This is a genomic window from Anseongella ginsenosidimutans (assembly GCF_008033235.1).
Taxonomy (GTDB): domain Bacteria; phylum Bacteroidota; class Bacteroidia; order Sphingobacteriales; family Sphingobacteriaceae; genus Anseongella; species Anseongella ginsenosidimutans.
In genome coordinates, this window is sequence record NZ_CP042432.1 from 3,942,090 (window position 1) to 3,968,278 (window position 26,189).

At 51.0% G+C, this 26,189-nt stretch carries 18 protein-coding genes and 2 pseudogenes; 9 read left to right on the forward strand and 11 right to left on the reverse strand.

Translation table 11 applies throughout. The features are described from left to right. Positions 1-47: 47 nt before the first annotated feature. Positions 48-707 carry a DUF5110 domain-containing protein gene (locus tag FRZ59_RS20050; RefSeq protein ID WP_432417400.1) on the reverse strand — a complete coding sequence of 220 codons (660 nt, stop codon included), beginning with the start codon at positions 705-707 and terminating at the stop codon, positions 48-50. Positions 708-725: 18 nt separating this feature from the next. Continuing rightward, positions 726-2,209, reverse strand: a pseudogene (locus FRZ59_RS20055) (TIM-barrel domain-containing protein); the annotation flags it as partial. Between the two features lie 130 nt (positions 2,210-2,339). Here FRZ59_RS20055 and FRZ59_RS16610 point away from each other — a divergent pair. The 4 genes from FRZ59_RS16610 (at position 2,340) to FRZ59_RS16625 (ending at position 5,299) form a co-directional block, all read left to right on the forward strand. Then, positions 2,340-2,900, forward strand: coding sequence for an RNA polymerase sigma factor (locus tag FRZ59_RS16610; protein ID WP_132130544.1), 561 nt, complete (start codon positions 2,340-2,342; stop codon positions 2,898-2,900). Further along, the gene (locus FRZ59_RS16615) at positions 2,901-3,722 is read left to right on the forward strand and encodes an anti-sigma factor (protein ID WP_132130545.1); all 822 of its coding nucleotides are present in this window, start codon (positions 2,901-2,903) and stop codon (positions 3,720-3,722) included. Between the two features lie 66 nt (positions 3,723-3,788). Next, entirely contained in the window at positions 3,789-4,505 is a 717-nt protein-coding gene (locus FRZ59_RS16620; protein WP_132130546.1) for a ferritin-like domain-containing protein, read from the forward strand. Positions 4,506-4,516: 11 nt separating this feature from the next. Continuing rightward, positions 4,517-5,299, forward strand: coding sequence for a ferritin-like domain-containing protein (locus tag FRZ59_RS16625; protein ID WP_132130547.1), 783 nt, complete (start codon positions 4,517-4,519; stop codon positions 5,297-5,299). A 92-nt stretch (positions 5,300-5,391) separates the two neighbouring features. Here FRZ59_RS16625 and FRZ59_RS16630 read toward each other — a convergent pair whose 3' ends face one another. The 9 genes and pseudogenes from FRZ59_RS16630 to FRZ59_RS16665 form a co-directional block, all read right to left on the reverse strand. Beyond that, positions 5,392-6,768, reverse strand: a complete 1,377-nt coding sequence (locus tag FRZ59_RS16630; RefSeq protein ID WP_132130548.1) for a c-type cytochrome domain-containing protein — start codon at positions 6,766-6,768, stop codon at positions 5,392-5,394. A gap of 2 nt (positions 6,769-6,770) precedes the next feature. Continuing rightward, positions 6,771-8,282 (reverse strand): DUF1501 domain-containing protein, encoded by a 1,512-nt coding sequence (locus FRZ59_RS16635; protein ID WP_225975097.1) that lies wholly within the window; start codon positions 8,280-8,282, stop codon positions 6,771-6,773. Next, positions 8,260-10,812, reverse strand: a complete 2,553-nt coding sequence (locus tag FRZ59_RS16640) for a DUF1553 domain-containing protein (protein WP_432417401.1) — start codon at positions 10,810-10,812, stop codon at positions 8,260-8,262. The genes FRZ59_RS16635 and FRZ59_RS16640 overlap by 23 nt, the downstream gene beginning before the upstream one ends. Next, positions 10,813-10,884: pseudogene (locus tag FRZ59_RS20060) on the reverse strand (hypothetical protein); the annotation flags it as partial. Between the two features lie 316 nt (positions 10,885-11,200). Then, on the reverse strand, positions 11,201-12,025 hold the full coding sequence (locus FRZ59_RS16645) for a helix-turn-helix transcriptional regulator (protein ID WP_132130549.1): 825 nt from the start codon (positions 12,023-12,025) through the stop codon (positions 11,201-11,203). Positions 12,026-12,141: 116 nt separating this feature from the next. Continuing rightward, positions 12,142-16,476: a hypothetical protein gene (locus tag FRZ59_RS16650; RefSeq protein WP_132130550.1), complete on the reverse strand. Its 4,335-nt coding sequence runs from the start codon at positions 16,474-16,476 to the stop codon at positions 12,142-12,144. Positions 16,477-16,486: 10 nt separating this feature from the next. Continuing rightward, entirely contained in the window at positions 16,487-18,541 is a 2,055-nt protein-coding gene (locus FRZ59_RS16655) for a hypothetical protein (RefSeq protein ID WP_147698379.1), read from the reverse strand. Beyond that, positions 18,529-21,378: a hypothetical protein gene (locus tag FRZ59_RS16660; RefSeq protein WP_147698380.1), complete on the reverse strand. Its 2,850-nt coding sequence runs from the start codon at positions 21,376-21,378 to the stop codon at positions 18,529-18,531. The genes FRZ59_RS16655 and FRZ59_RS16660 overlap by 13 nt, the downstream gene beginning before the upstream one ends. Positions 21,379-21,404: 26 nt before the next feature. Continuing rightward, on the reverse strand, positions 21,405-21,959 hold the full coding sequence (locus FRZ59_RS16665; protein WP_147698381.1) for a hypothetical protein: 555 nt from the start codon (positions 21,957-21,959) through the stop codon (positions 21,405-21,407). Positions 21,960-22,021: 62 nt separating this feature from the next. On the opposite strand from FRZ59_RS16665, the gene FRZ59_RS16670 reads away from it, so the two are divergent. From FRZ59_RS16670 to FRZ59_RS16690, 5 genes are all read left to right on the forward strand, one after another. Continuing rightward, positions 22,022-23,080: a leucine-rich repeat domain-containing protein gene (locus tag FRZ59_RS16670; RefSeq protein WP_132130552.1), complete on the forward strand. Its 1,059-nt coding sequence runs from the start codon at positions 22,022-22,024 to the stop codon at positions 23,078-23,080. A 141-nt stretch (positions 23,081-23,221) separates the two neighbouring features. Next, positions 23,222-23,809 carry a TetR/AcrR family transcriptional regulator gene (locus tag FRZ59_RS16675; RefSeq protein ID WP_132130553.1) on the forward strand — a complete coding sequence of 196 codons (588 nt, stop codon included), beginning with the start codon at positions 23,222-23,224 and terminating at the stop codon, positions 23,807-23,809. A 29-nt stretch (positions 23,810-23,838) separates the two neighbouring features. Continuing rightward, a complete protein-coding gene (locus FRZ59_RS16680; RefSeq protein WP_132130554.1) occupies positions 23,839-24,294 on the forward strand; it encodes a hypothetical protein in 456 nt (151 codons plus the stop codon). A gap of 3 nt (positions 24,295-24,297) precedes the next feature. After that, positions 24,298-24,615, forward strand: a complete 318-nt coding sequence (locus FRZ59_RS16685) for a DUF3817 domain-containing protein (protein WP_132130555.1) — start codon at positions 24,298-24,300, stop codon at positions 24,613-24,615. 43 nt (positions 24,616-24,658) lie between these two features. Further along, entirely contained in the window at positions 24,659-26,173 is a 1,515-nt protein-coding gene (locus tag FRZ59_RS16690; RefSeq protein ID WP_132130556.1) for a catalase, read from the forward strand. Positions 26,174-26,189 lie beyond the last annotated feature (16 nt).

Sequence of the window (26,189 nt, forward strand, 5' to 3'; positions counted from 1 at the left end):
GGAGTACAAGAAAAAAAAGTAAAGCCTGCAGACCTCTCGTCATGGAATTATCTGAGCTCATCATCCTCCGTCATAAATGTAAAACTTACCTTCCCCACGGTGTTCGGCTTTCCGGCCTCTGCGGCTGAAATGCGCCCCTCCCATTCCTTTCCGTTATTCTTTTCCACGATTATTTCCCGGAAGGAATATTCGCCTCTTTCATAATCATAGCTAACCCCGTCATCATCATACAGCATATACCGCCCCGGTTTTTCACCATAATGGCGTATTTCCAGGTCGGTCTTTTCGCCCTGGGCAGGCGCATGGAGCAGGGGCGGCATCAGGGGAATGATCCCTCCGTCCTTTACAAAAACCGGGATCTTATCCAGTCCGGGACTAACAGTGATCACTTCTCCCCCGCCAACGTATTCCCCCGTATAGAAATCATACCATTTGCCCCGCGGAAGAATCACTTTGCGGCTTTTCTCCCCCGCAAACATCGGGGCTACCAGCAGGTATTCTCCTGCCATGTACTGGTCCTTTACTTCCCGGGTAAAGGCTTCTTCATATGGATTTTCTTCCAGGCTGCTGCTTTGTACCACGCTTTCGGGCCCTGCGGCAAAGCCCTCTTCCAGGTTCATCGCCCGGAAGGGAGGAATGCCCTGGAAATGATATTTGGCAAATTCGCTGTACCAGTAAGGCATCATCCGCATTCGCAGCAGCGCCATTTCCTTTACGGCCGGGGCCACTCCCGGGAAAGACCAGGGCTGGGTGCCGCTGGACCAGGCATTGATCATTGCCATGGGTGAAAAGACTACTGACTGAATCCTGCGAAGCCATTCTTCTCCTGTTTCCGAAGCGCGGACTTCCGGCGTCCACAGCACTCCGGCAAAGCTGCTGTTGATCAGCGCTGTAATAAAATCGCGATGATCATAATAATCGTTGTACAGGACATAGGGAAAACGTACCCCTCCCCCGTTCGACGCCCTTACCAGGCCAAAAGTCCGCGTGTTTCGCTGCCGGAACATTTCCGTGCTGTAACGCTGCATGAGGAGTCCGTAGGTCTGGCGCATCTGCTCCGCGGTATGACCGGAAGGGAAAGTAGCCACATCCGGCCAGAGCCATTTGTCATAGCCGTCCACTTCATCGATCTTATAACCACTCACCCCTATATCCGCCTGGTCTTTTTTGAGCTGTGAAAAAAATATCCTTCTGGCCTCCGGAATCGTGAAATCGGGTACTGTCCCCGCCCAAACGGTATGCGATCCGGTATACCGGGCTATGGAGTCCGCAATGGGAGATGCAGGGGATACATAGGGATTGATCCATAGATTTAAACGGATCCCTTTTCCAGCATGTCCATCACAAATTCGCCCGGTTCGGGAAAGCGGCCTTTATCCCACTCGAATGTGCCGGGGTAGGACTTGCTCTGCCACCCGGGTTCCAGGCCGATAAAATCCAGGGGATATCCTTTTCGGGCAAAAGCGTCCGCTTCCTTTTTTACATCTTCCGCAGTTGACAAGCGGTGTACGCGCTGGGTAAATCCCAGCCCCCAGCGCGGCGGCAGGCATCCCCCGCCATTGAACAGGTTAAACCTCCTTACGGCATCCAGGGAACCCGGTCCTCCGAACACATAGATCTCTGCTCCTTCCGCCGGGACGAGCATTTCAACCGCGTCAGAATAAGGGCGGGGTGTCCAGTTCTCGTCCGTATTGCGATCCCTTGCGACGGGAGGATTTTTGCTCTCTTTTCGTACCGCGGTTCCCGCGTACACATCAATATAGCGGGCGGAATTAATAAATACCCCGTACCCTCTGGAAGAAACATAAAAAGGCGTAGGCGCATGCGTTCTTCCGTTGTCCTCCCCATCGTAATGGTCAACATGGAGCCGGAGTATCCTCCCCCGCTGCTGTACCGTCTGGAAATGAAGGCCGAAACCATAGATCTGTTCCTTCTTCTCCAGGGGAAAACGCAGGTAGGTTTTCCCGTCAATTATTTCCGCGGATATTTCGCGTTCAGAAAAAGGAAATTCCGCCGTTCCCATTGCCGCCAGGGCCTCCTTTCCCGGTTCGGAGCCGGAGGCTTCCAGCAAATCGTATGTTTCCGGTTCCCCGACAGCCGCCTTCCATATCCCTGGTTCAATTTCTGTCCATACGGGCGCTTGTGCGTTTACAGAAAGGGCCAGGCTGATAAAGAGAAGGAAGAAGAGTGCGTTTGTTAGTTTAGTCATTATCTATCACGTGTTCGATTCTTTTATCGGGGATAAACCAAATTATGGCAACCAATAAAGTAAAGGTAGACATTACAATAAATAATTCTGTTGTTTTTTGACAGCAGGCTTAGTAGCTTTACAGGACTAAATGGATCCTAACACGCCGTATAAGGAGCAGGAGCTTGTAGAAGGACTGTTGCAGAAGAAACGATCGGCAGCGGAAATACTGTATGACAGGTACGGTAAATCTTTATATGGAATTATCCTGAATATTGTCCGGGAAGAAGAAATAGCCGAAGACCTGCTGCAGGAGGCGCTCATGAAAATATGGGGATCTATTCAAACATATGACAGAAATAAGGGTACGCTGTTCACCTGGATGTTAAATATCAGCCGTAACCTGGCTATTGATAAGGTGCGCTCCAAAAACTTTCGCAACGATCATCAAAACCGTCCGCTTGAAAGTGCCGTACATAGCATTGATTTACAAAGAACTAACCTTCCTTTTACAGAGAGCATAGGGTTGAAGGAATTAGTAAGCACATTGAGAACGGAACACCAGGAAGTCATTAATCTGGTATATTTCCAGGGGTACACCCAGGCGGAGGCGGCGAAAGAGCTGGACATACCGCTTGGGACGGCGAAAACGCACCTGAGAAATGGGATCTTGTCGCTCAGAAAACTATTTAATGTGGATCACCGGAAATAAATGGACATAAGGGATTACATATCGTCCGGCATTCTTGAACTCTACGCCTGCAATGCGCTTCCAGACCAGGAAAGGAAGGAAGTGGAAGCAATGATCGCGCAATACCCGGAGCTGGCGGCTGAACTGAGAGAGATTGAACATGCCCTGGAAGGAATGGCTGAAAGAACGGCTGCTACTCCTTCCGCGGGAGCGAGATCGGCATTTTTAAATGCTATCGAAGAAGATATTGAAGCAGCAATCCCGGATAAAGTAAGACCGGATAAAGCAACAATTGTAACGGGAGAAATCAACGGCAACCGGAAACTGACGATCTATAAATGGCTGCTGGCGGCTTGCATTGCGCTGCTCCTGGTAAGCTCCTTCCTGGCTACTACTTATTATAACAGGTGGAAGAACAGCGATGCAAGGGTATTAAGCCTTCAGCAACAGCAGAACCTGCTGGCCAGTGAAAACAAGGTACTGAGCAGTAATTATGAATCCGCGCTGGCCAGGCTACGAAATCCTTCCACTAAAATAATTACCCTTGCAGGTACGGAAAGCCATCCGGATAGCAAAGCAATGGTCTATTGGGATCAGAGCAGCGGAGAACTGGTACTTGACCCCTTGTCGCTTCCCGAACATGACGAGGACCACCAGTACCAGCTATGGGCCATCCAGGGAGGAAAGCCCGTAGATGCCGGGGTATTCGACATTTCAGGCGACACTACGCTATTAACATTAAAGACTATTCCTGAAGCCGAAGCATTCGCTATCACCCTGGAACCGCGGGGCGGAAGCGAAGCGCCTACCCTGGATCAAATGGTAGTAATCGGAAAAATTTAATTTTTTTAAATCCAGGCAGGACTCTTTTCCGTAAGTGTTTTCATAATTAATATAAATCCTATTATTATGAAACACGAAGACGTCCAGGGCGTTTTTCAGCGCTACCTGAATACTCCCCTAAACAGAAAGCGATTTTTAACCATCTCCGCACTTTCGGGCGCTACCCTTATGCTGGGTACCCAGGGTTGCCAGGATGATGATGTCCCTATGCCTCCGCCGGGGGCCATTGATGTAGGAGAAGGCGATCCGGGTATCCTGAACTTCGCCTATGCGCTTGAACAGCTGGAAGCTGCTTTCTATATCAAGGCATGTACCTCTTTCTTCAGCGGGGCCACGGGCGAGGAAAAGCAAATGCTTACCGATATCCGCGACCATGAGATCGCCCACAGAGACCTTTTCAAGGCGGCGCTAGGCCAGGGAGCCATTCCCGGTCTGGAGTTCGATTTTTCAGCGGTGAACTTCACCCGGCGCGACAGCGTTTTGGGCACGGCGAAAGCGCTCGAAGATACCGGCGTGGCCGCCTATAACGGCGCCGGACGCTACATTGCCACAAAGGATTACCTTATTCTCGCCGGGAAGATTGTTTCGGTGGAAGCCAGGCATGCTGCTGCGATCCGCTATTTACTGAATCCGGGTTCAGCCGATTTTGCCGGGGACGATGTAGTCCAGGCCTCTACCGGGCTGGATACTTCCAGGACCCCGAACGAAGGCGGAAGCAACAGCATTGTAGCTACAGCCAATAGTTTCCTTGTTACTAAAATCTCAGCAACCCGCTTACCCTAAAATATACAGATATGAAAGCGCTCAAAATTTTTGACGACATAAGTAAAGACATGCGGAAAAAGGACCTTTCCCGCAGGGATGCCCTGCGCGAAGGCCTGAATTTCGGACTCAAAAGCGCCCTGATGGCCCTGCCCCTTGCGCTGGTAGAATTAAAAAGCAATAAAGCATACGCGCAAAGCGGCTCAGGCGTCATCGACGTATTGAATTACGCGCTCACACTGGAATACCTCGAAGCGGAATTTTACCAGAAGGGCCTTGACAGCAACGGCCTCATATCCGGCGATCACCGTCCTGTCATGCAGCAGATCAGCAAGCATGAGACCGCCCATGTGGCCGTGTTAACCGCCACCATCCAGGACCTGGGAGGCACCCCCGTGAGCAAACCCACCTTTGATTTTACTGCCGGAGGCACATTTGCCGATGTATTCAGCAATTACGAAACATTTCTTGCGCTTTCCCAGGCGTTTGAAGACACCGGCGTCCGCGCCTATAAAGGGCAGGCCGGTAACTTGCTTGGCCAGGAAGCCATTACTACTGCCGCGCTGAACATTCATTCGGTAGAAGCGCGCCACGCATCCCAGGTGCGGATACTAAGGATGCAAAAAGGATGGATCACCGGCAACAGTAATTCCGGCTTGCCCGCAGCCATTTATGCCGGCGAGGAAAATATCATGCAGGGGGGCGCAGACATGACCTCGGTCACATCCGTATCTGAAGACCGGATAACAGAGGCTTTCGACGAGCCGCTGACCATGGACCAGGTATTAGCCATCGCAGGCTTGTTCATAAAGTAACGCTGATAAATCCATGGTAAGGAGAGGCCCGCACATGGCATTTGCCATTGCGGGTCTCGTTTTTTTTTAGCTCCGTTCCCGCCTGGCCTGCCTCAAAAATAGCCAAGCGTCACGGCTATATCTGGCCTTTCCGAGTGGAAGGACTCCACTCCGCTGCCGGTCACTTTTGTCTGCCATAAGTAGAGCGACCGGAGTTTCTCCAAACCTTTCAGCGCGGCCAGCCCTGCATCGGAAACAGCCGTACCGTAAAGGTTCAGATAGGTTAATTCTTTCAGGCTGCTCAGCGAAGCAAGGCCTTTGTCTGAAACAGGGTTACCGGAAAGGTTAAGCCGGCTAAGTGAGCCAAACTGTCCGATCACGGCGAGATCGTCATCCTGTACATTCCCTTCCGAAAGGTCCATCCAGGCGATCTGTTCCTTCAGCGGCAGCAGGGAGGTAATATCCATTTCCTGCAATCCCCGGCCGGTAAAAGGCAGCCGTACTTCCAGGAAATTACTTCCAGGCGCAATCCGTTTAATAATAAAATCTTGTTCCCGCGCCGCCTGCAGGGCAATGGTATCCGCGGGCGCGGCCTGCAGGCCCGGAAGCCGGCTTTCGGAGGTATTCAAACCCAGCATCCTGGTCAGCCTGGCGGCTACCGGGTTTTCCACTTCCATATCGGCCAGAAGGCCCGATCCGGGAGCCCCTTGTTCAATCCACCACCTGATAAGGGCCAGTTCATCTTCGTCCAGCCCCGGCTTTCCTTCTGCCGGCATGAATTCTTCATGATCTTCCGGGAGCGTGACGCGCCGGTAAAGCTCACTCTTTTCAATATCACCGGGGACCACCGAAGGGCCGCTTTCTCCTCCTTTTAATAGTTCTTCATACGTACCAAGCAGCAGCCCGCCTTTTATTTTACCCGGGTTATGGCAGCTCTGGCATTTTGAACGGATCAGGGGATGAACGACATCCAGGAATATATCGGCGGAATCGAGGTGGATAACCGGCGGCCGGGGTACGGGCTTTGGGCCAAGCCCCGCCATCATCCGCAGCGGGTCGGGCGCATGCTGCAATAAGTATTCCGAACCGTGGGTGAGGTTCCCTCCCTTATGCCCGGTAAAGAACAGCAGCGCCAGCAGTGCCAGGAATATGAAATGGCTGTAATTTGCCGGCATCTTTGATTTTTTCTTCCACCGGGTCCTGAACCAGTACACGGCAAATGAAAAAGCGGCTAGCAGGATCCCTCCCCATTGGTGCCAGAAAAGAGCTTCAGGGTCGTAATCCCCCTCCCAGGCAAGAAGGTATCCGAGGACGCAGGCCAGCGCCGTGCTTATTGCTCCCAGCAATAACATAAAGTCGAGGGCCGACGCCAGGAAGCTGTATTTTTCTTTCTTTGACAGAAAAGCGATCAGGATTGCCGCAAGCAAGATCCCGATGGGCAAATGCACAACCAGGGGATGGAATCTTCCGAAAAAAGAAATGATATCCATTTTCAGCTCAGAATATCATGTACTACTTTTCCATGCACGTCGGTCAGCCGGAAAGGCCGCCCCTGGAATTCGTAGGTCAGCTTTTCATGGTCAAAACCCAATTGATGCAGGATGGTCGCGTGCAGATCATGCACATGGACCCTGTCCTTCACGCCATAATACCCGATCTCATCGGTTTCCCCATAGCTAAGCCCCCGCTTTACACCGGCTCCGGCCATCCACATCGTGAAGGCTTCCAGGTGATGATCCCTGCCGTTAAAACCTTCGCCTGTCCTTGCTTCCATCATGGGCGTTCTTCCAAATTCCCCGCCCCAGACCACCAGGGTTTCGTCCAGCAGCCCCCTTTGCTTCAGATCCCGGATAAGCGCTGTCATGGGCTTGTCAATTGCCTCACAAGACCTCCTCATTCCTTCTCCTACGCCGTTCCCTTCCCCCACGCCATGTGTATCCCAGCGGTTATCGTACAACTGAATAAACCGGACGCCTTTTTCCACCAGCCGGCGCGCCAGCAGGCAGTTATTGGCAAAAGAGGCCTCTCCCGGAACGGCGCCATACATTTCACGGATATAATCGGGTTCATCCCCGATATCCATCACATCCGGCACCGTTGCCTGCATCTTAAAGGCCAGCTCGTACTGGGCAATCCGGGAAAGTATTTCCGGATCGCCGATGTTTTCGTATTCCTGCTGATTAATTTCGTTAATGATGTCAATGGAACGTTTCCTCAGGTGATTGTCTATCTTATCTGGATTGGAGAGAAAAAGTACCGGCTCGCCCTTCGACCTGCACTGCACTCCCTGATACACCGTAGGCAGGAAGCCGCTTCCCCAGGCGCTTTTACCGGCGCTGATGGAACCTCCGCCTGAAGTAAGGACAATAAAACCCGGAAGATTCTCATTCTCGGAGCCCAGGCCGTACACGGTCCAGGATCCCAGGCTCGGCTTACCCAGGCGGGAGCTGCCTGTCTGCATGAGCAGCTGAGCAGGGGCATGGTTGAACTCATCGGTATGCATGGCCTTCAGAAGCGTGACCTCATCGATCACTTCAGCAAACCTGGGAAGGTAATCCGAAACAAAGGTACCGGAATTGCCGGCCTGCAGAAAACGCGAACGGGGCCCCAGGAGCTTGGGCGTACCTTTAATAAACGCGAAATTCTTTCCTTCCAGCAAAGACTGAGGGGTATCTTTACCATCCAGCCGCTGCAATTCAGGTTTGTAATCAAACAGCTCCAGATGGGATGGCCCGCCCGCCATGTGCATAAAGATGACACTTTTAGCTTTGGGAGCAAAATGAGGAAGGCCCGGGATGAACTTTGCCGCGTTACTGCCTGCTTCGGGCGTAGAAAACAAGCCCTTGCTGCATCCCAGCATGGATCCCAGCGCCAGGGCGCCCAGCCCGGAGGTACATTTTTTCAGGAAATGACGCCGGCTGTTGTAGGCAGCCCGCCGGTAAATCGCTTCTTCCAGAATGTTCATTTTATCTCCCATTATATTATCTCCTGGTGACGAACTCATCTAAGTTAAACATTACATTGGTTACTACCGTCAAGGCGGCGAGCTGTGGGTCCTTTTGCGCCGGTTCGGTTTCGGCCGCGAGCAACTTTACTCCGCTGCTGTCGCTTTGATAGTAGGAAAGGCTTTCTTTATAAAGCCCTGTGAGAGCGGCTATTTTCTCTTCTCCGGGCGGCAAGGCTGTTATTAGCTGCAGGTTTTCCGCTATTCCCTTTTCCACATTGCCGGGATATTGCTCCAGGATATTTCTTGCCCAGGCTTCGGCGGCAGCTATATAGGCCGGGTCGTTAAGCAGCACCAGGGCCTGCAGCGGCGTATTGGTTCGTATGCGCCTGGAAGTGCAAACCTCCCTGGTGGGGCTGTCAAAGGAGATCATGGAGGGATAGGGATTCGTTCTTTTCCAGTAGGTATACACCGCCCGCCGGTATCTGTCTTCCCCTTCGCTTTCATGCCAGAATGTTCCGCCGAAGGCCCTGACGCTTGCGGGCTGGTAAGGCATTACGCTGGGGCCATGCATTTTCGGACTTAATAGTCCGCTGATGGCAAGCGCCTGATCGCGGATCACTTCAGCAGACAGGCGGGTCCTTGAACCCCTGGATAAATAATTATTGTGAGGATCTTTCTCCAAAGCTTCCTTGCTGACTGCGGAACTTTGCTGATAGGCGGCAGACAAAACGATCTGCTTCAGGAAAGATTTTATATGCCAGTCATGTTTATCCCTGAACTGTACCGCAAGCCAGTCCAAAAGCAGTGGATGCGTAGGAGCAATACCCTGACTGCCGAAATCTTCCACGCTCTCGACAATTCCAAAACCGAAGAGCTGTTCCCAAATCCTGTTTACAAACACCCTTGCCGTCAGCGGGTTCTCCCCTCCCACCAGCCACCTGGCAAAGGAAAGCCGGTCCACATGGTCGCCCGGTATGCTGCCAAGAGCGGCGGGTATGCCCGGTTCTACTTCCTGCGCCGGGTTCCTCCAGTCTCCGCGATCAAACAAATACGTTTTGCGGCTCTTTTCCGGCGGCAGTTCACGCAGGATAGGCGTGTATAGCGGTTCTGTCTCTTCAATAGCGGTTATTTTCCGCAGGCTTTCCGGGCCCATTTTTTTGTAAAGAGGATCTTTTTCATGGTAAAAGACCCAATCCATTCTCAGCAGGTCCTGTGCAAACTGCTGGTCTTTCTTAAAATAATAGTAAATGTCCCGCTTTCCTGCTACCGGCGTAATGGAAGCTTTTGCCACCACCCAGGTTTCCGGCGCATTTCCAGGGAAGCCTCCGGCGGTTACATCCAGGGTAACTTCCCCTATTTGCGGCCCCAGCGGGCTGTCCAGGTGTATTTCCACAATGGCTCCATAGAGTGAAGCATAACCGAATGAAATGGCTTCCACCCCCGTCAGGTCCACATCTTCAAACATGATCCAGGAACTGTCCTGTACCTGCCAGATAGATTGCTGGTCATGTGAAACCAATTCGATAAGGCTGCTTTTGTCCTGGAATTCTTCGGCTTCGGTTTTCCGGTAGCCGATGCCGGTCAGCAGGGATTCCTTTTCCCGGTAGAGAAATTGCTTGTCGCCGGCAGTTCCGGAAGCAGGGTTGTCGCCCGCATGTCCGGCCGGATGGCTTTCTCCGGCACTTGCACCAGCAGGATGCTTATCCAGCTTCTCTTCCAGCCAGTTCAAAAGATGGTGGACCTTTTCCTTATCCTCCGGCTTGTAGGTAAAGAGCTTGGGCTGTTCATTATACAGATCCTTGTCGGCAGTATTATTGAAAATGGCCATTGCGCGGTAAAAATCCTCGTGTTTGATCGGATCATAGGTGTGACTATGGCACTGCGCGCAAGCCATGGTAACACCCTGCCATACTTCGAAAGTTGTCCCCACCCGCTCCAGGACCGACGCCACACGGAATTCTTCATCATTCGTTCCGCCTTCATCATTGGCCATGCTGTTACGATGGAAGGCCGTTGCGATCAGCTGGGATTCCGAAGGCCGCGGCAGCAGGTCGCCCGCCAGCTGCTGGATCGTGAACTCATCAAAGGGCATATCCTGGTTGAAGGCATCGATCACCCAGTCCCTGTATTTCCAGATATTCCGGTGAAGGTCTTTTTCGTATCCCTTTGAATCTGCGTAGCGGGCCAGATCCAGCCACATGCTTGCCCACTTTTCCCCGAAGGCCGGAGAAGCCAGTAAAGTATCCACCACGCGTGCAAAAGCTTGCGGATCCGTATCGGCCAGAAAGCGGTTATAATCTTCTTTGGACGGGGGAAGGCCGGTAAGATCCAGGTGTACCCTTCTCAACAGTATTTCCTTCTCCGCTTTCCGGGAAGGCTGAAGGCCCATTTCTTCCAGTTTGTTAAAGATAAAGTGGTCTATCCCATTAACGGCAATGGTATCAAAAGTTGTCTCCGGAGGCTTAATAGATGTCTCAGGCGGAATAAACGCCCAGTGCTTTTCCCATTTCGCTCCCTGATCGATCCATTCGGCAATGAGCGCTATTTCTTCTTCGCTCAGCGGAGGCGCATCCAACGGCATTCTCATGGAAGTGTCCGAATGAGTCAGCCGCTGGATCATTTCGCTGTGTTTGCTGTCGCCCGGAATGATAGCGGGCTTCCCGGACTCGGTGGGGCTTTGGCTTCTTCTTCAAAAAGCAGGCTGAAGCCGCCTGATTGCTTAACTCCTCCGTGGCAGGAAATGCATTTTGCGTTGACGATCGGCCTGATATCCCGATTATAGCTTATTTGCCTTGTTTCGTTACTATTACAGGCCGCGAGGGCTGCCGTTGCAACAAAAACAAGGAGAATCACAGGTCTTTTTCGAATCTGCATCATATTGGCCGGATCAGGTTACACAAATGTATCCATTGGCCAAAAAGATAAAAATGGATAATCTGGGTTATTTTTTGCACTTTTTGACATGCGGCAAATCTTCAGAAGGCGAATTCCGCCGGGATGAATTCTGAAGGATTAAGTTCCAGGAAATCGTTGAATTCCCTGATAAAGTGCATCTGGTCGAAGAAGTTGTATTCGTAGGCTAGCGTAGTCCATTTTGCAGCGGGGTTACTGATCTTACTCTGGATAAGACTATGAAGGCGGATCATCCTTGAATAGGTTTTCGGGCTCACGCCAATTTCCTTTTTAAAATTTCTTTCCAGCTGCCTGGCGGATAAATAATTTTTTGTTGCCAGGTCCCTGACATAGGCCTGCCCTTTCCGCTGTATCAGTTCCTGGGCGATCTGTTCAGTGATCCCAGGCATAGACCTGCTTTTAAGCGCAAGCGGGAGCAGGTACTCTTCCACAATTTCCGAGCAGGCGCTGATATTGTTTGCATATAACATCCGCCCACAGATCGTATCGAAGGGTAACAGGCCGGTATCGGCGCCCGGCATCGCTTTATCGGTGAACCGGTCCATAGGAATACCCGATAAGCGGTACAGGCCTGTGGGATGAAAGCGTATGGTAAAGGAAATAAAACGCGCCCTCAGGCGGATAATGTATTTTTTACAAGTGCGCGGCCCCCGGATCGTGCAGCGCGTGAATGGAATTGGCTGCCCGGTATGACAGTCGATGGTCTCAAAGGGATGGCCGATAAAAAAATCAATGGAACTGGCCGGCCGGAAAGGCATGGCTTTTTCTGTATAATTATCACCGGGGGTGAACAGGCTGCGATAAATATAACGGCTGATAAAGGGCTGCAGCAAGCTATGAGGCAAGGCCTGTGCGGTCAAATTCTGCGGGAAGGGTCCGGCATCCATTTTTCCCAAGATCTTAATTGCTTTCTCAAATTTATTAATTATCCGGAACTCTCAGCTACCCGGAATATAATTTTAAACCCCTATTCGCACCCGCGATTATTACCAACACCAACCGCTTAACAACCTGTGCAGCAAACATCCGGCACTTTGGTTAAACGGGAGGTCCGCAGGATACGGTAATGGCCCAGCGCATCGCTTACCGGGCTTGGACCCCGGATGATCTCCGCCGTGCGCGATTCGCCCCTTTGTCCGAATCGTTTACCGTACTCCCGGCTAAAGGCAACTTTCTGCTCGTCGCTCATCAGGTTCACTGCCGACCGGGCTACACGGGTTTGGCCCAGATCTGTCATGTGTTCGAAAATATTGGTGATCTGGGGGAGCGTTTCTACAACAAGGACACTCAGGGAAGCTTCCTTTGGTAAGCCAAAGGCGGCCAGCAGCTGGGATACTTCTTTATTGTTCCAGACCGTCGTACCGTATTTAGCGGCGCTTTTATTCTTTTTGGCAAAGTCGGTCAGCTTGAGAAAATTACCGGCCTGCAATAAGGAAGCCTGGCCTTTCGCCGTTTTCAGCGTGACCTGCTGAAGCAAAGCCAGCTGCTCTTCGGAATAATTCTCATGTATGCCGGCTTCTTTGTCAGCTGCTACCTGTATCCGCCAGTCAAGGGGGCGGTCATCCAGCAGGATATTCCGGTAGTCCATATTGTCGGCCTGCTTTACCTGTGCATAAAGCAGGGCCCATAATTCGGTCCTGGGCGGTTTAGCGGTCACATTTTTTCCATCATGTACGGCGACGGCATAAGGAGCGGTTACCCAAAGCTTGTCCCCGTCCCTGTCAGGCATGCATGCAAGCGCAGGAGCCGGATGCTGGATGCCCTGTGATTTCAGCCGCCTCCCAAAACGCCCCTGTGCAGTTGTCCAAACCTTTTCAGGTTCCTGGCCCGCCGCCGCCGGAGGTCGCTGAAAATGCCCGACCCGGAATTCGTAGGTAAAGAAGCCGAACATTTCATCACTATTCGCATGCAGGCCGGGAGGCAGCGGCAGGATATAATGCACATCGCTGGAAGCACTTTTTATCATCGGCTGCATGGCACTCAGGCCGGCAAGGTCATTGGAAGAAGCCTGTGTGATAATACGTATCTGTTCAGGGTCGAGCGGCAGCGGCGGCTCTTCCGGAGCGACAAAAAGCGAAGGATCGTTATTGCTTATCAGCTGATCGGGCGCATTGGCAAGTACCCTTGCAAAATAGGTATCCTGGGGATCTTCGATAGGTTTCTCAAACTCGATCCAGAGGAAACGCCGGCGGGATTCCGAATTCGCATACTTCTCATCGCGTACATATGGCGAGAGGGCCAGGCCGGCCGAAACAATGACGGGAACCTGCGCGGGAGTACTTGTAATGGGAAGGGTCATTTCCAATACCTTAGGATCGTCCTTCTGTATGGCATGGTCCGCTTTAAACCGGGCGTCAATCCTGTAACTCACGTTAATCGTATCAGGGAATGCCGGGTTGCCCCCCTGGGGGTCATCCTTCTTTGGTTCCACCGCATCAATAAACACAATCCGGGTTGAATTCCGCTGCGGATTGTCCAGGGACTCAAAAGACGCTGTGCGGACCATTTTTATCCGCCCTATTTCCGCCTCTTCTTCAAGCGGCTGTTCGTCATGCGTGTACCCCCTGGTACGTTTTATCGTGAAGCCATTTGTTTCCAGTGCATCCCACATCCAGTCCCTGTCTATTTCAAGGCTGATACAGCAGAGCCAGTGGTTATACAGATCACTCTTGGATGCAAATGTTACCGAAGAGCCATCGGGCGCCAGCGTATGCCGGATGCGGCTGGAGCATCCGAAAACTACCCGCTTGCCCTTGGCGGCGTTTAGCGTGAGGCCACTGCTTTCCAGGTTAAGCTGACCGGCCAGCTGCTGCACGTTACTGTTTTGGACAACCTGCTCCATGCCGAAAAACAGGGTGGTCAGTTTTCCGTCAAAGACTGTTTCTGCATCCGGGCGCATGAAAATACCCTGCAGCTCCGGAACCCCGGCAGTTTGTACCAGCAAACCAGTTTCATCTTCGGACGGGTGATATAACATCACCGTAAAAGATTCTCCATAGCGGACATCCAGTAATTTATCGGTGTTGTTGACCACTCCATAATAGGCGCTTGTTTCATTTTCCGAAGCTTTATCTTCACAGACGGCACGGATAGTAAGCCGGATGGTTCTTGCCGTAGGAAGTACCAGCCGGGAAAGGTTATCGATATCATCGCCAAGGCCCAGGTCCTGTACAAGATTGAGTTCAGCGCCCGTATTCAGCACTTTGTCCGGGCCTTGAACATCCTTGTATTCAATGGGAATGTTCAGTGTAGCTTCGTAATTATCATCGTTGCCGTTTACCGGCGGAAAAAACCGCCTGGTCGTATACAGATGTACAAAATCATCCTTTCCATTCAGGCTGTCAAGCTTGTCCAGCTTTAAGGTTTCAATTTCTACCGCGATCTCGAGGTGGCTTACATCAGGATCGGCAATTCCAAGACCTACACGGTGTTCGGCATTATGGCTGTGGTCTGCGTCATCCTTATCCAGGCTCAGGTTTGACTGGTCCACGAGCCGCTGAATGGGATCCTGGTATTTACCGGTATATACAACAGCAGGGTATCCCAGTTTAGGCCGTTTGACGTTCAGTTCGTTTAAGGCCGAGGGGCCGTCCGTGCCGATAACCGGGTGCAGTTCTCCCGGCGCGGCGGTTGGAATGGCTTCTATTTCCTGTATTCTTGGCTGAATGGGGGCGATAAATCTTTTAAACTGGCAGCTAGCGATATCGGTTGGGGTTTCATTAACCGGCTTTTGATCAATACCGGGAGTTCCCCCGCTTACATCCTGCATACGTACCCTGAACTGGTAGTTTCTGCCGTAACGCAGCCGGGCGGCAACAGGGCCGGGATTGTACACCTGGTTAAGATTATTTTTGGCTCCGCCCGTCACTCCCGTTCCTGTGGTAACCAGGTTCCCGTCTTTATCCGTCGCGGGCTGGGAATCAGGATCGGCATCCACATTGGGGTTCGCGGTTTGGTAAACCGCAGCGGCATCTTCATCCGGCAAGACCATGCTGTGGCCATTCCAGTTGGCAAAATACATGGGCAGCCAGTAAGGCTGCGGCTGGCCGGTCACCTGCTCGGCGCCGTCCAGCTGCACGGGGTACACCTGGTAGGGCAGTTCTCCCTGGAAGTCGCCCAGCCCGATGAAATCACCAGGCGCAGCGGGATCCCTGGGGAGGCTTATCGGCTGCTTGCTAATTACCTGGTTCAGGGATTCCCAGGAGTTTTCCGGTTCTCCTTCATTTGCCGTTTCGCGAACATCAATGATATAGCCGAATACGCCAATAGGGGCATCCAGCCGTTTGCCGGGATTTGCTACCGACGAGTCGGTCATCAGCTGCCGCATGTACCAGATCAGGATCTGTTCATCATCCCAGCCCAGCCTGACCCCGGTATCCTTCACCGGGTAAGATCCGTCTGCTTCCTCCACCAGCGGATCGCGATGCGGCGCCTGGTGGCAATGAACAATCTTGGCAAAGCCATCATCGTACTCGGCAGTTTCAATGAACAGCTTATCGTAATTACCGTCATGACTGTTCAAAACCGGGTAAAGAAGGGGTGCAAAAACCTGCCTGGGCTCACCCGGCTTTAAAGCCGGTATCCTGGCGGCATACCGTTTAATGAACGTATCGTCTGCTTCTTGCTGCGGGCTGAAACTGCTCCCCGCAGCCAGGTCTATGTATAAAAAACCGCCCTCGGGAAAGGTATTTTCGTCGATGGCTAAGGTGGTTGAATAAATGAATCCCGCCGCCCTGGCCAGCAAAGGCTGCCTTAAAATATGGGCGAAGACTTTTCCCCAACTGATGATATCTGAGCTTTTCTGGAAACCCGGATGAAATTTGGCAGCCTTTACCGCACAATGGTAGCGGTCACCGGTAACGGCGTTCGGCGTTCTGGGCGCGCGTTGTCCCGTTGCTTCAAAATAGCTTTTGGGCAAGTGCTTGAAAACGGTAAATGCTGCCGGCCTTGCTGCTTCAAATTGCCTTTCCAACGGTATATTCTGGAGGTTCGCATTGGAATTCACCATGCCCGGGTTAAAGATCTGCAAATGCTTAGCCATTGCCTCAAAAATTCCCCGCAAATCATCCGGGGCAACTGTGCTTAGCGAAATGGCTTCATTAAGCGGTTTGGGCTGCGGCAGCGGGTTGGCTCCAAACCCCTGGATAAGCTGGGCGCCAAAGGAAAATTGTGCGTCCGCAAAGGCAACGCCCGCATCGGGGATCTGCGGCTCTTCCCCGACAATGATGGGATTGAGCGGATTGTGATCACGCGGAAGCACTACTATATTCAGCTGCAGTTCATTCCCGTCAAAGAACTGCGGGAATGTCATGATGGAAAATCGTTGGTTGGGATTCATAACCGTACAATCAAGCTATCTGGCGTTGTTCCTGCCACGATTCGGTGAAACTTATGTTAATAATAAATGCTATGCTGATGTCCAGCCCGAAGGTTACCTGGCACTGAAGATCGGTACGGGAACCGCCGCCGACCTGTTTTTTGGAATAGGTGCCTTTTGCTTCGATACGAATGGTAATGGAAACAATGCCGCCGAGGATCTCCGCATGGCCTTCAAACAAAAGAAAGGCGGACACTTCGACGATACCTGAAGCGATAAAGATCTCCGCCCCCACCACAAAGAGTATACTTACATTGCCGGCAACCGGAAGCCCGACCACGATCTGGGCGCCGAAGCCGAATTTCATTCTCAGCGAAGGGCCTATTTTGGTATCGGCGGCAATATCCACGTTTGCCTGCCCGATCGCGTAAATCGTGGCGGCGGAAACCGAAACGCACATGACAGACAAGCGCGCATAGAATCCCAAAACGCCCCCGGCGCTGGGAAGCAGCTCATTGGCATCGGTGGTCACTTTCAGGGCGGCGTTAAAGTAGGCGCCTATTTTCAGGCCTGCTTCCAGCTTAAACGGCGTATTGGGATCATTATAAACGGCGTCCGGAACAGGAAACCGCAAAACCGGGATCTCTTTCGAGGCTTCGAATTTATATTCCCAGCTTCCGGCCTTGTTGCTCATTGCCAGTTTCAGGCCATTTTGTACTGCTTCCCCATAGTTGCCGTCCTGCAGGCTTTGAAGAATTTCCAGCAGGTCTACCAGGGGATCGAGTTCAGGAGCGAACTTCAGATCCGGTTTCGGGTACGTGGATTCCTTACCGTCCTCGGAATCCCAGTTGCCCCGGATGGTCATCAGCCGTTTGATCCCGGCCAGGTCTATCACCAGGCCGATATTGTTCATTTTGCTCTTCCAGCTTTCAGCCACTGAGTTGATGTCGAAGTCCAGTGATCCCGCTTCCTCCACATTCCCGTTTTTGTCCTTTTTATCGTATTCGATATAGATCCTGAAATTGCCGTCGCCGACGTCGATCAGTTCGAACTCCGTAGGCAGGTCAAAGGCCTCTTCCGGGTTATGCAGCAGCTGAAGCCCTTGCTGTTTCACATTATTGATGGTATCCTGGATATCCATCAGTTCAAACACATCTTTACCCAGGTCTTTCAGGTTGCTGGTGTTAAAGGGAAATGCTCCGTTCTTTTTCATCAGGACAGCCTCTCCAAGGATATCCCCGGCAAGGTTTTCCGCCTCGCCGATATTCGGGAAGATCCCTTTGGAATTGACAATGCGGAAAGCGTCCACGAAAAGCGGCGGAGTTTTGCTTAACAGCTTTTTGGTCGCCTTTTTAAAAGAAGGTGTCAGGAACAAGGCCTTTTGCGTATCGGTGCTTTGCAGGAAACCGTAATTGACCGTATTCGCCGCCGGTTGCCTGAGCAGTTCCGAAGGTTCTGCAATCCGGGTAAGCACATCTTCAACTGGTGTGTCAATTTTAACGGTATTGCCGTCTTTTACCACGCGCCCTTCGCGTATCACCGGGATGCTTAAATTGGCGGGAACCGGGCTCACCTCGCCGCCGCCCCTTTCATGTTTCACCATGCTCCAGCTGCCGTCTTTTGGCAGCAGGACGTTGCCCCGGCCAGCTACGCAGAAAACGGGATCGGTACCGTTCGCTGCAAATGAATTGCTGAAATCAAAACGGCTTAAGCGCATTTTCTGGGTACTGCCGGCCAGGTCCACTTCACAGTCAATGGGGCCGCCGATGGTTCCCTGACGTGTGACTAATTTTTGCAAAGCGGCGTTGTTCAGCGGAAATCCTTTGGGGCCCAGCTGTACAAATCCCAGGATCCGTTTGGAAGGCGTTACTTTTTCCTCCCCGTCCGCAGTAAGTTTGGTAGTTATGCCGGAAACCGCGCCTTCTATATCAATATCCGCGTCGAAATAAACCGGCTGGAGTTCTATATCATAATTCTTTGGCGTAGTTATTTCCTTTCCAAGCTGGTCAACGGACTCCTCAAAGGTGACGTTCGCGGTAAAAGGCTGGACCTGGTTCGTTTCTATAATATTATTTACATTGTACAAGGCCCTGACAAGCCCGGGATGTATCTCGAATTCGGCAGAACGTTCTTTTGCGATGAGCTGCGGCTCGGGGCTTTCCGGTGGCCCCCGGGGAAATCAGGATTATCTTCATAAATGAAATACCTGAAATCAAATTTGCCGTCACTTTCGGCCCGCCAGCCGCTGTCAAAGCGGTAGACATAGCCGCTGCTTACCCGGAAAAGCGTAATGGTACGGACCACTTTGATAGCCCAGGGGTACAGAATGCTTTTTACCTGGATGATCTCGTGTGAACAGCGGCCTACAAAGACATCAAATTTAGCCTGGCTGGTTTCCGCAATGGCCGCCTTGGTATTCAGCCAGTTGCTGAACATACTCGCACCGTAGCCGCTCAGGTCCATCCTGGTTACCGGTACCCCGCGCTGTTTGAACAGTTCAAAGGCATAATTGCTGTCGTAAAAGAATTCGCGGTTAAAAATGCTGCTTACACTGCCTCCCAGCGTGCTGTTGCCGGTAGCATTGCCCGCCATGTCCAGGATGTTATTGACCTGCACGGTGGTACCCATAAACATTTTGCTATCGCCTTCCCGCAGCGGAACGCCGGCATCCATCCTCAGCTGCAAGCCGGACTGCATGTCGTTCTCAAAATCTATTTTAACTTCGCTGAGGTCGCCGCCTTCACGCGAAACATTACTGTAAACGTAGTTTTCGCTTAAAAGCGCCGCCGCCTTCAGGCCAAACGGAAGCGTAAAAAAGGAAAAGGCTTTAAAATCACCGCCCGCTTTTCGTTTATCAAGGAGGAAATTTGTAACAGGAAGCGGGGCCAACACCACCGGTTCCATACTGTTGTTTAAGATATGCGACGGCCCTCCGTCATTCGGGTAATAATTGAACCCGCCGGCAGGGTCGCCCGGAATAGGCCCGTCGGGAGGAGGGGCCGGCGGCGACAGGTTGAACACAGGCTCCCAGGATATCTGCGGCACGGTAAAGGCCTTTACATTGGCGCCGGCGCTTACAACATCCATGCCCTTCACCTGGACGGGAAAAAAACTGGAAGAGCTTTCGCCGGTCGCAGGATCGGTAGCTGTCGATACCCTGAAATCCCGCCGTGTCAGGAGGTCAAAACTAATACCGAAGAGATCGGCATGGGTACTTACATCCAAAAGGGCGAACAGGTCCCGCTTGTAACGATTGGTTTCTTTATCCCAGTGCGACCCGTAATCTGGCAAGGGCTTAGCATGTGTGGCGCTGACAGCCATCCTGGCCCTACTCGTACCCGATGTCGTAAAACCTGCGGGGAGGCTGGTGATCCTGGTGGAAAAATCAAGGCCGGCAAGCCGGGAAACTGGGCTGTTAATATCGGCCGCCGCGAGGCCGGCTGCAAGGCCACCATGCGGGCCTTCCGGCGAGGGCGATGATGGCGACACCGGAGACAGTGACCCAGGAGAAGGCAACCCGGGTTCCTGCGGTTCCTCCTCTTCGGGTTCATCCAGCGAAATGCCCGCAAACTGGTTGTTCAAGGGCGCAAAATGAAAGGACACTTCTACCTGGTCCTGATCCGCAGGAGATTCAGCATTCACAGGATCAGCCATGCCGCCGGACCAGGCTACGCGGCAGACAAGCCAGGCAGTTATTTGATTGGACTTCGAAGAGCTGCCTGTCAGCCGGCCCGCTGCCGGCCCGCCGATTTGTCTTTTCAGGATGCCAAGATTAGCGGCGTAAGGGTCCGGCAGCGTTGGAATATAAGCCAGTAAGCCGAATGTAAGAAACAGGAACCCTTTTTCGACCTTGCTAAAGTCTTCATCCAGGGAGCCGAAAAGCAGGCAGCCATTGGGTTGTGTCACCTTAAACAAGGCATTGCTGAGCGCCAGCGCCATTTGTTCGGGAACAACCGGGTCTTCCTGGTTTAGCTGCGCATCATCCAGTATCAGGTTATCGTCAAATAAGTAAATAAGGTTACCGGCATTACCGGCGGCAAGGATCAGGATTGATTTCAGGGAACGAACGGCAGGCGGTTCCTCATTCACTTTTACCGGGCGGTCTATTTGAAAAGCAGCATTGGAAGATGTCATCAGTAATTCTTGTCCACCCGCATTACTGACATAAAAAAACGGTGTATTTTCTGAAAAAGTCAGGTTTACATGAGTACCGGCTTTATTTTTCCCGTCATCCCACAGTTTCAGAAACTGGCTTGCATGGAGATTACCGGCAGTAAGATCGGTGATCAGCAGCTGTCCCGGGCCTGCCAGGAAACCGGGCATATTCAGGGCGAACCCGCCCCCCTTTAAACCCGCCCACTGATCTGTCAGCCCTTTTTCGCCTTGCATGAACATCTCGCCGGTGCCCGCGGCAGCCGTTGGCATGGATACATCAATGGCGGCCACCGGCAGCGCCCAGCCGCTTTTATGGATCTTCGCACTTCCGCTCAGCCTGTTAAAGACCGATGCGCTATCTTGTATGACAAGATCCTCCTCAGATGCGGTAAAAGGGAAAAAGATGCGCTGTATCTTCGGATCGTAAACTGTTTGCTGTCCGCCGGCCCATTCGAAATGTATTTTTTGCCCATACAGTTCCCACGAAGCGCTACCCGCTTTATCGATCGTTCTTCCGTTTCCCGAAAAATGAAACTCCAGGATTTCGGGTAGCTCCAGGTTCATTTTCCGCGCATCAATGCCATAAGGGCTGTCGTCACCGGCATCGCTTACTTCCTGCTGATCCAGGTTCAATTGAACATTGACAACGGCGCCCGCGGAAACCGTTAGCTTATTATTGATAGTCTGGGGCTTGATACTCAGGGTGATCTTTCCGCCGCTGATGGCAAGGCCGGTGTAAGTTCCGGGAGGCGCATTCGGCGCCAGCATCCGGGCATTGATCCAGATACTGCCTTTTACCAGGTTATATGTCTTTGAAAGGTTGATGCCAATGGGAAGCCCCCGCGGGCCATCATAGCACCGCCTTCTTTTACCTTAAACAGCAGCACTGGATCCGCGGTTCCCTGCATGTACAGGGTAACGAGTTTTTCCAAGGGATAAAAGTCATACCAGAACCGTCGCCCGTCTATGCTGGTAAAAGGCCCGAACGACCGCTCGGCCCTGGAACCGGCAGCCCAATCGGCCACAGAATGATGCAGCAGCTGCTCACGAACGGGAACTTCTCTCCTGTATACCCGGTACGCGGTTTCCTTCTTTTCACTTACGCGGTTCTCCGCGATCGCCCTGATCGCTTTCCTTTGCTCCCCGGCAATCGCATCATCCGAAAACAAGTCTGATTTTTCAAACGAAAACGCCGTCCGCCCGGGCTTCGCTGCCTCTTCTTCTTCTTCGAAAGCCGATCTTGATAAAAGCCTTTTTAACTGGTCGAAATTTTTCTGCTCTTCAGGGGTTTCAATGTTCAAATGTCCAATGAGTCCCTTCAATGTGTTGCTGATGCGCCGGATTTCCATACTGTTTCAGATAGCGGGTATGTCATAAAGTTAACTTGCGCTACTTTCAGTAAATAGTATAAATGCGACATCACAGCCAGGGACATCACGCCGGCGCCAGCCAAACAAAATCAGGAAATTTGATATTTTTGCCGTTCTTCCACCTCTTGGCTATTATTAATGAAAGTAAAATGAAAACAGGTCCGATGTTATTTTTAAGCTTACTGCTAGTGTTCAATGCCTGCCGCGGGCAGGAAAACCCGGAAAATGGATGCGAACCTGATATTTCAGTTGATGAGATATCGGCGGAACTCACCCTGCGGGATATAGATTTTGAAGAACCGGCCCTGCTGGATGCCATTATAGAAAATAACAGATCTTATATTTATACCGATACATTGGCAACGCCGATAAAATATGTAGAAGAAATAATATTAAGCAATACTGAGTTAAAATCAACCAAAGACCTGCACTATTTCATCAACCTTAAAAAGCTGATCCTTCACGACGTCAATATATCCTGCATCAATCTGTCAAACAATATAAATCTTGAGCAACTACAGCTCCCTGATAACCATCTCAGGACTATTGACCTTTCCAACAACACGAAGTTAACAGGGTTGAATCTTGGGGGTAATGCCTTAGAAACCATTGACTTAACCAAAAACCCCTTAATAGAGCAATTACTTTTGAATAATAATTTGCTACAGGCTATTGAACTCGGTAATCTTGAAAATCTTAAGGGCATCAATGTTTCTTTTAATCAATTGACCGAACTGGATCTGAAAAACAATCCTGGTGTAACCCATATAAACGCTCAAAAAAATGCGATCAGCGCGATCTCCACGGCACATTTATATAAATTGCATGAATTGACCCTGGCCGACAACAAGTTAACGGAGATTGATCTTAGCGCAAACGAATCGTTGTCTGATGTAGTGCTTTTTAACAACCAGATCAGCGCGGTGAAGCTTCCTAACACCTACATTGACAGGATCCTGTTGGCAAACAATAAAATTGTTGACATCGTCTTACCCAAGGACATGGGATTCGATACATTCTGGCTATATGATAATCCTTTAAGCAAAAAGACCCTTAAGTACCTGGAAAAAATTGGCGGGATTTCCATAGGAAACGAATAAAGCCACTAACACGGCCCATCCTGAACCGCGGGTATGAACCGCATGCATGAACAGCCTGCATGAATTGATAAGTTAAACGGCAAATTTTGTCTGTTTGGATAAAATACGTACGTTTGCAAAACATACCAATTAGTATGTTTTATGAAAAAGGCTGAAACCACACGTTTATCCATCCTTGAAAAAGGATTCGGCATAATTTACCGCAACGGTTACCAGGCGACGAGCGTGGATGAGATCATTGCCACTACGCAGGTGACAAAGGGAGCGTTCTATTATCATTTTAAATCGAAAGAAGAAATGGGACTGGCAATGATCAGGGAGCTGATGTACCCGGGTATGTACAATGCCATGGTAAAACCCCTGCTTGAGTCCGATAAACCGGTATTGGAAATTTATAGTATGATGAAAAATATCCTATTGGAGAATGAGTTCTTTGATGTAAAATATGGTTGTCCTGCCATAAATTTAACGGAGGAAATGGCCCCGTTAAGTCACTCTTTCCATAAGGCGCTTGCGCAGTTGACTACGGCATGGAAAACCGGTATTGAAAAAAGCATTTCAAAGGGAAAAGAAGCCGGAAATATTCGCCAGGATGTCGATCCGGAACAAGTCTCCTGCTTTATACTTGCGGGATACGGCGGTATCCGTATTATGGGCAAAATAGCTGGCAGGCCCTGTTATACCATGTACTTGAAAGAATTGAAAAATTACCTGGAAAGCCTCAAATAATTTTTTTTACCAAAAACATACCAACTAGTATGTATTATATTTTGCTTTCTGTTCATGCTTTAGTTAAATGGCTGGTGTTGCTTAGCCTTCTGTATGCGATCATCCGCGCTTTTCATGGCTTTCGCTCAGGGGCTCCTTTTACGCAAACCGACAACGCTGTCAGGCATTGGACCGCAACGATCGCCCACATTCAATTACTTATTGGTACGGCCTTATTCCTTCAAAGCCCCCTGGTCAAGGTTGCGTTCAGCGCCGGTACCAGCACCGGCGATGCATCCTTCTTCGCATTTATTCATAGCAGTATGATGTTTGCCGCCATTGTACTGATTACCGTTGGCTCGTCATTGGCTAAACGGAAGGCAAAGGACCGGGATAAATTCCGCATTCAGCTGATCTGGTTCTGCCTGGCCTTACTGATCATGCTAATTGCCATTCCCTGGCCTTTTTCACCACTCGCCCAACGACCCTTTATCCGTACATTTTAATTTATGATCCATTTATTAAAAAACAACATCGGCCGCCTTCGTATTATTGGTTTCCTGGAAGGTATCTCACTGCTGGTCCTGGTCTTTATTGCCGTACCGCTTAAATATGGCTGGAACGAAGCCTCTTTGGTAAAAATGATCGGCCCGGTACATGGCCTGCTATTCCTGCTGTTCGTTTTTACGACGCTTGGTGTCGGCATTGAAAAGAACTGGAGCCGCCCGGTGACATGGAAGGTATTGATCGCCTGCATGATCCCCTTCGGCACATTTTACATTGATCGGACTATCCTGAAAAAAATGCAGGAAAAACGGCCGGGATGAATCATATTTTTTGTTATGTTAGCGTAAATCAGACTAGAACAGAATGGAAAAGGACAAAGCAAAACTTACCAGGCAGACCGGAGCGCCGGTCCCGGACAATCAGAACACGCAAACCGCCGGTCCCCGCGGCCCCATGTTAATGCAGGATTTTTGGTTCCTTGAAAAAATGGCCAACTTCGACAGAGAAGTGATCCCTGAAAGAAGAATGCATGCAAAAGGCTCAGGCGCATTCGGCACGTTTACCGTCACACATGACATTACCCCTTATACCAAAGCCAGTATTTTCAGCGAAATCGGCAAGCAAACCGAAATGTTTGCAAGATTCTCTACTGTCGCCGGTGAGCGGGGAGCCGCAGATGCGGAGAGAGATATCAGGGGCTTTGCACTGAAATTCTATACCGATGAAGGAATATGGGATCTGGTCGGGAATAATACACCGGTGTTCTTTTTCCGGGATCCGATGAAGTTCCCGGATCTGAATCACGCGGTAAAACGCGACCCCAAAACCAACCTAAGGAGCGCTAACAATAACTGGGATTTCTGGACACTGCTTCCTGAATCATTGCACCAGGTCACGATTGTCATGAGCGACCGCGGTATTCCTAAAGGTTACCGTCATATGCACGGTTTCGGAAGCCATACCTACAGCTTCATTAACCGGGACAATGTGAGGCATTGGGTAAAATTCCACTTCATTACCCAGCAGGGAACCGAGAACCTGACTGACGAAGAAGCCGCAGCGATCATCGGCACAGACCGGGAGTCGGCGCAAAGGGATCTGTTTGATGCAATAGAACGGAATGAGTTTCCCAAGTGGAAAATGTTCATCCAGATCATGACGGAAGAAGAAGCAAAAACCTACCGCTTCCACCCCTTCGACTTAACAAAAGTCTGGTCAAAAAAGGATTTTCCGCTTATTCCCGTGGGAGAATTCGAACTGAACAAAAACCCCGAAAATTACTTCCAGGACGTAGAACAGGCCGCGTTCAATCCTACCAACAACGTGCCGGGAATCGGCTTTTCTCCAGACAAAATGCTGCAGGGAAGGCTGTTTTCCTACGGCGATGCGCAGCGTTACCGCTTAGGAGTAAATCATTACCAGATTCCCGTTAATAAACCACGATGCCCCTATCACGCATTTCACCGGGATGGAACCATGCGCGTCGACGGCAATTACGGCTCCGCTAAAAATTATAATCCCAATAGCTATGGGGAATGGCAGGAACAACCAGCTGCAAAGGAACCGCCTTTAGAACTTGAAGGAACGGCATATGCGCATAATTTCAGGGACGACGACGAGGATTACTTTACCCAGCCCGGCGATCTGTTCCGGATCATCAAAGCCGATGGCAAGGCGGACCTGCTGTTTAAGAACACAGCTGCCCAGGTAGGTGGCGCCGAAAAATTCATCCAGATCCGCCACATCAAACACTGCTATAAGGCAGACCCTGAGTACGGAGAAGGTGTTGCAAACGCGCTTGGCATCACAATGGCCGAAGTAAACAGTTTCGACATGACCCCTTATGACAAGTGGGCGCCGAAGCCGACCAACGGATAGTTGTAAAAAAACCAGC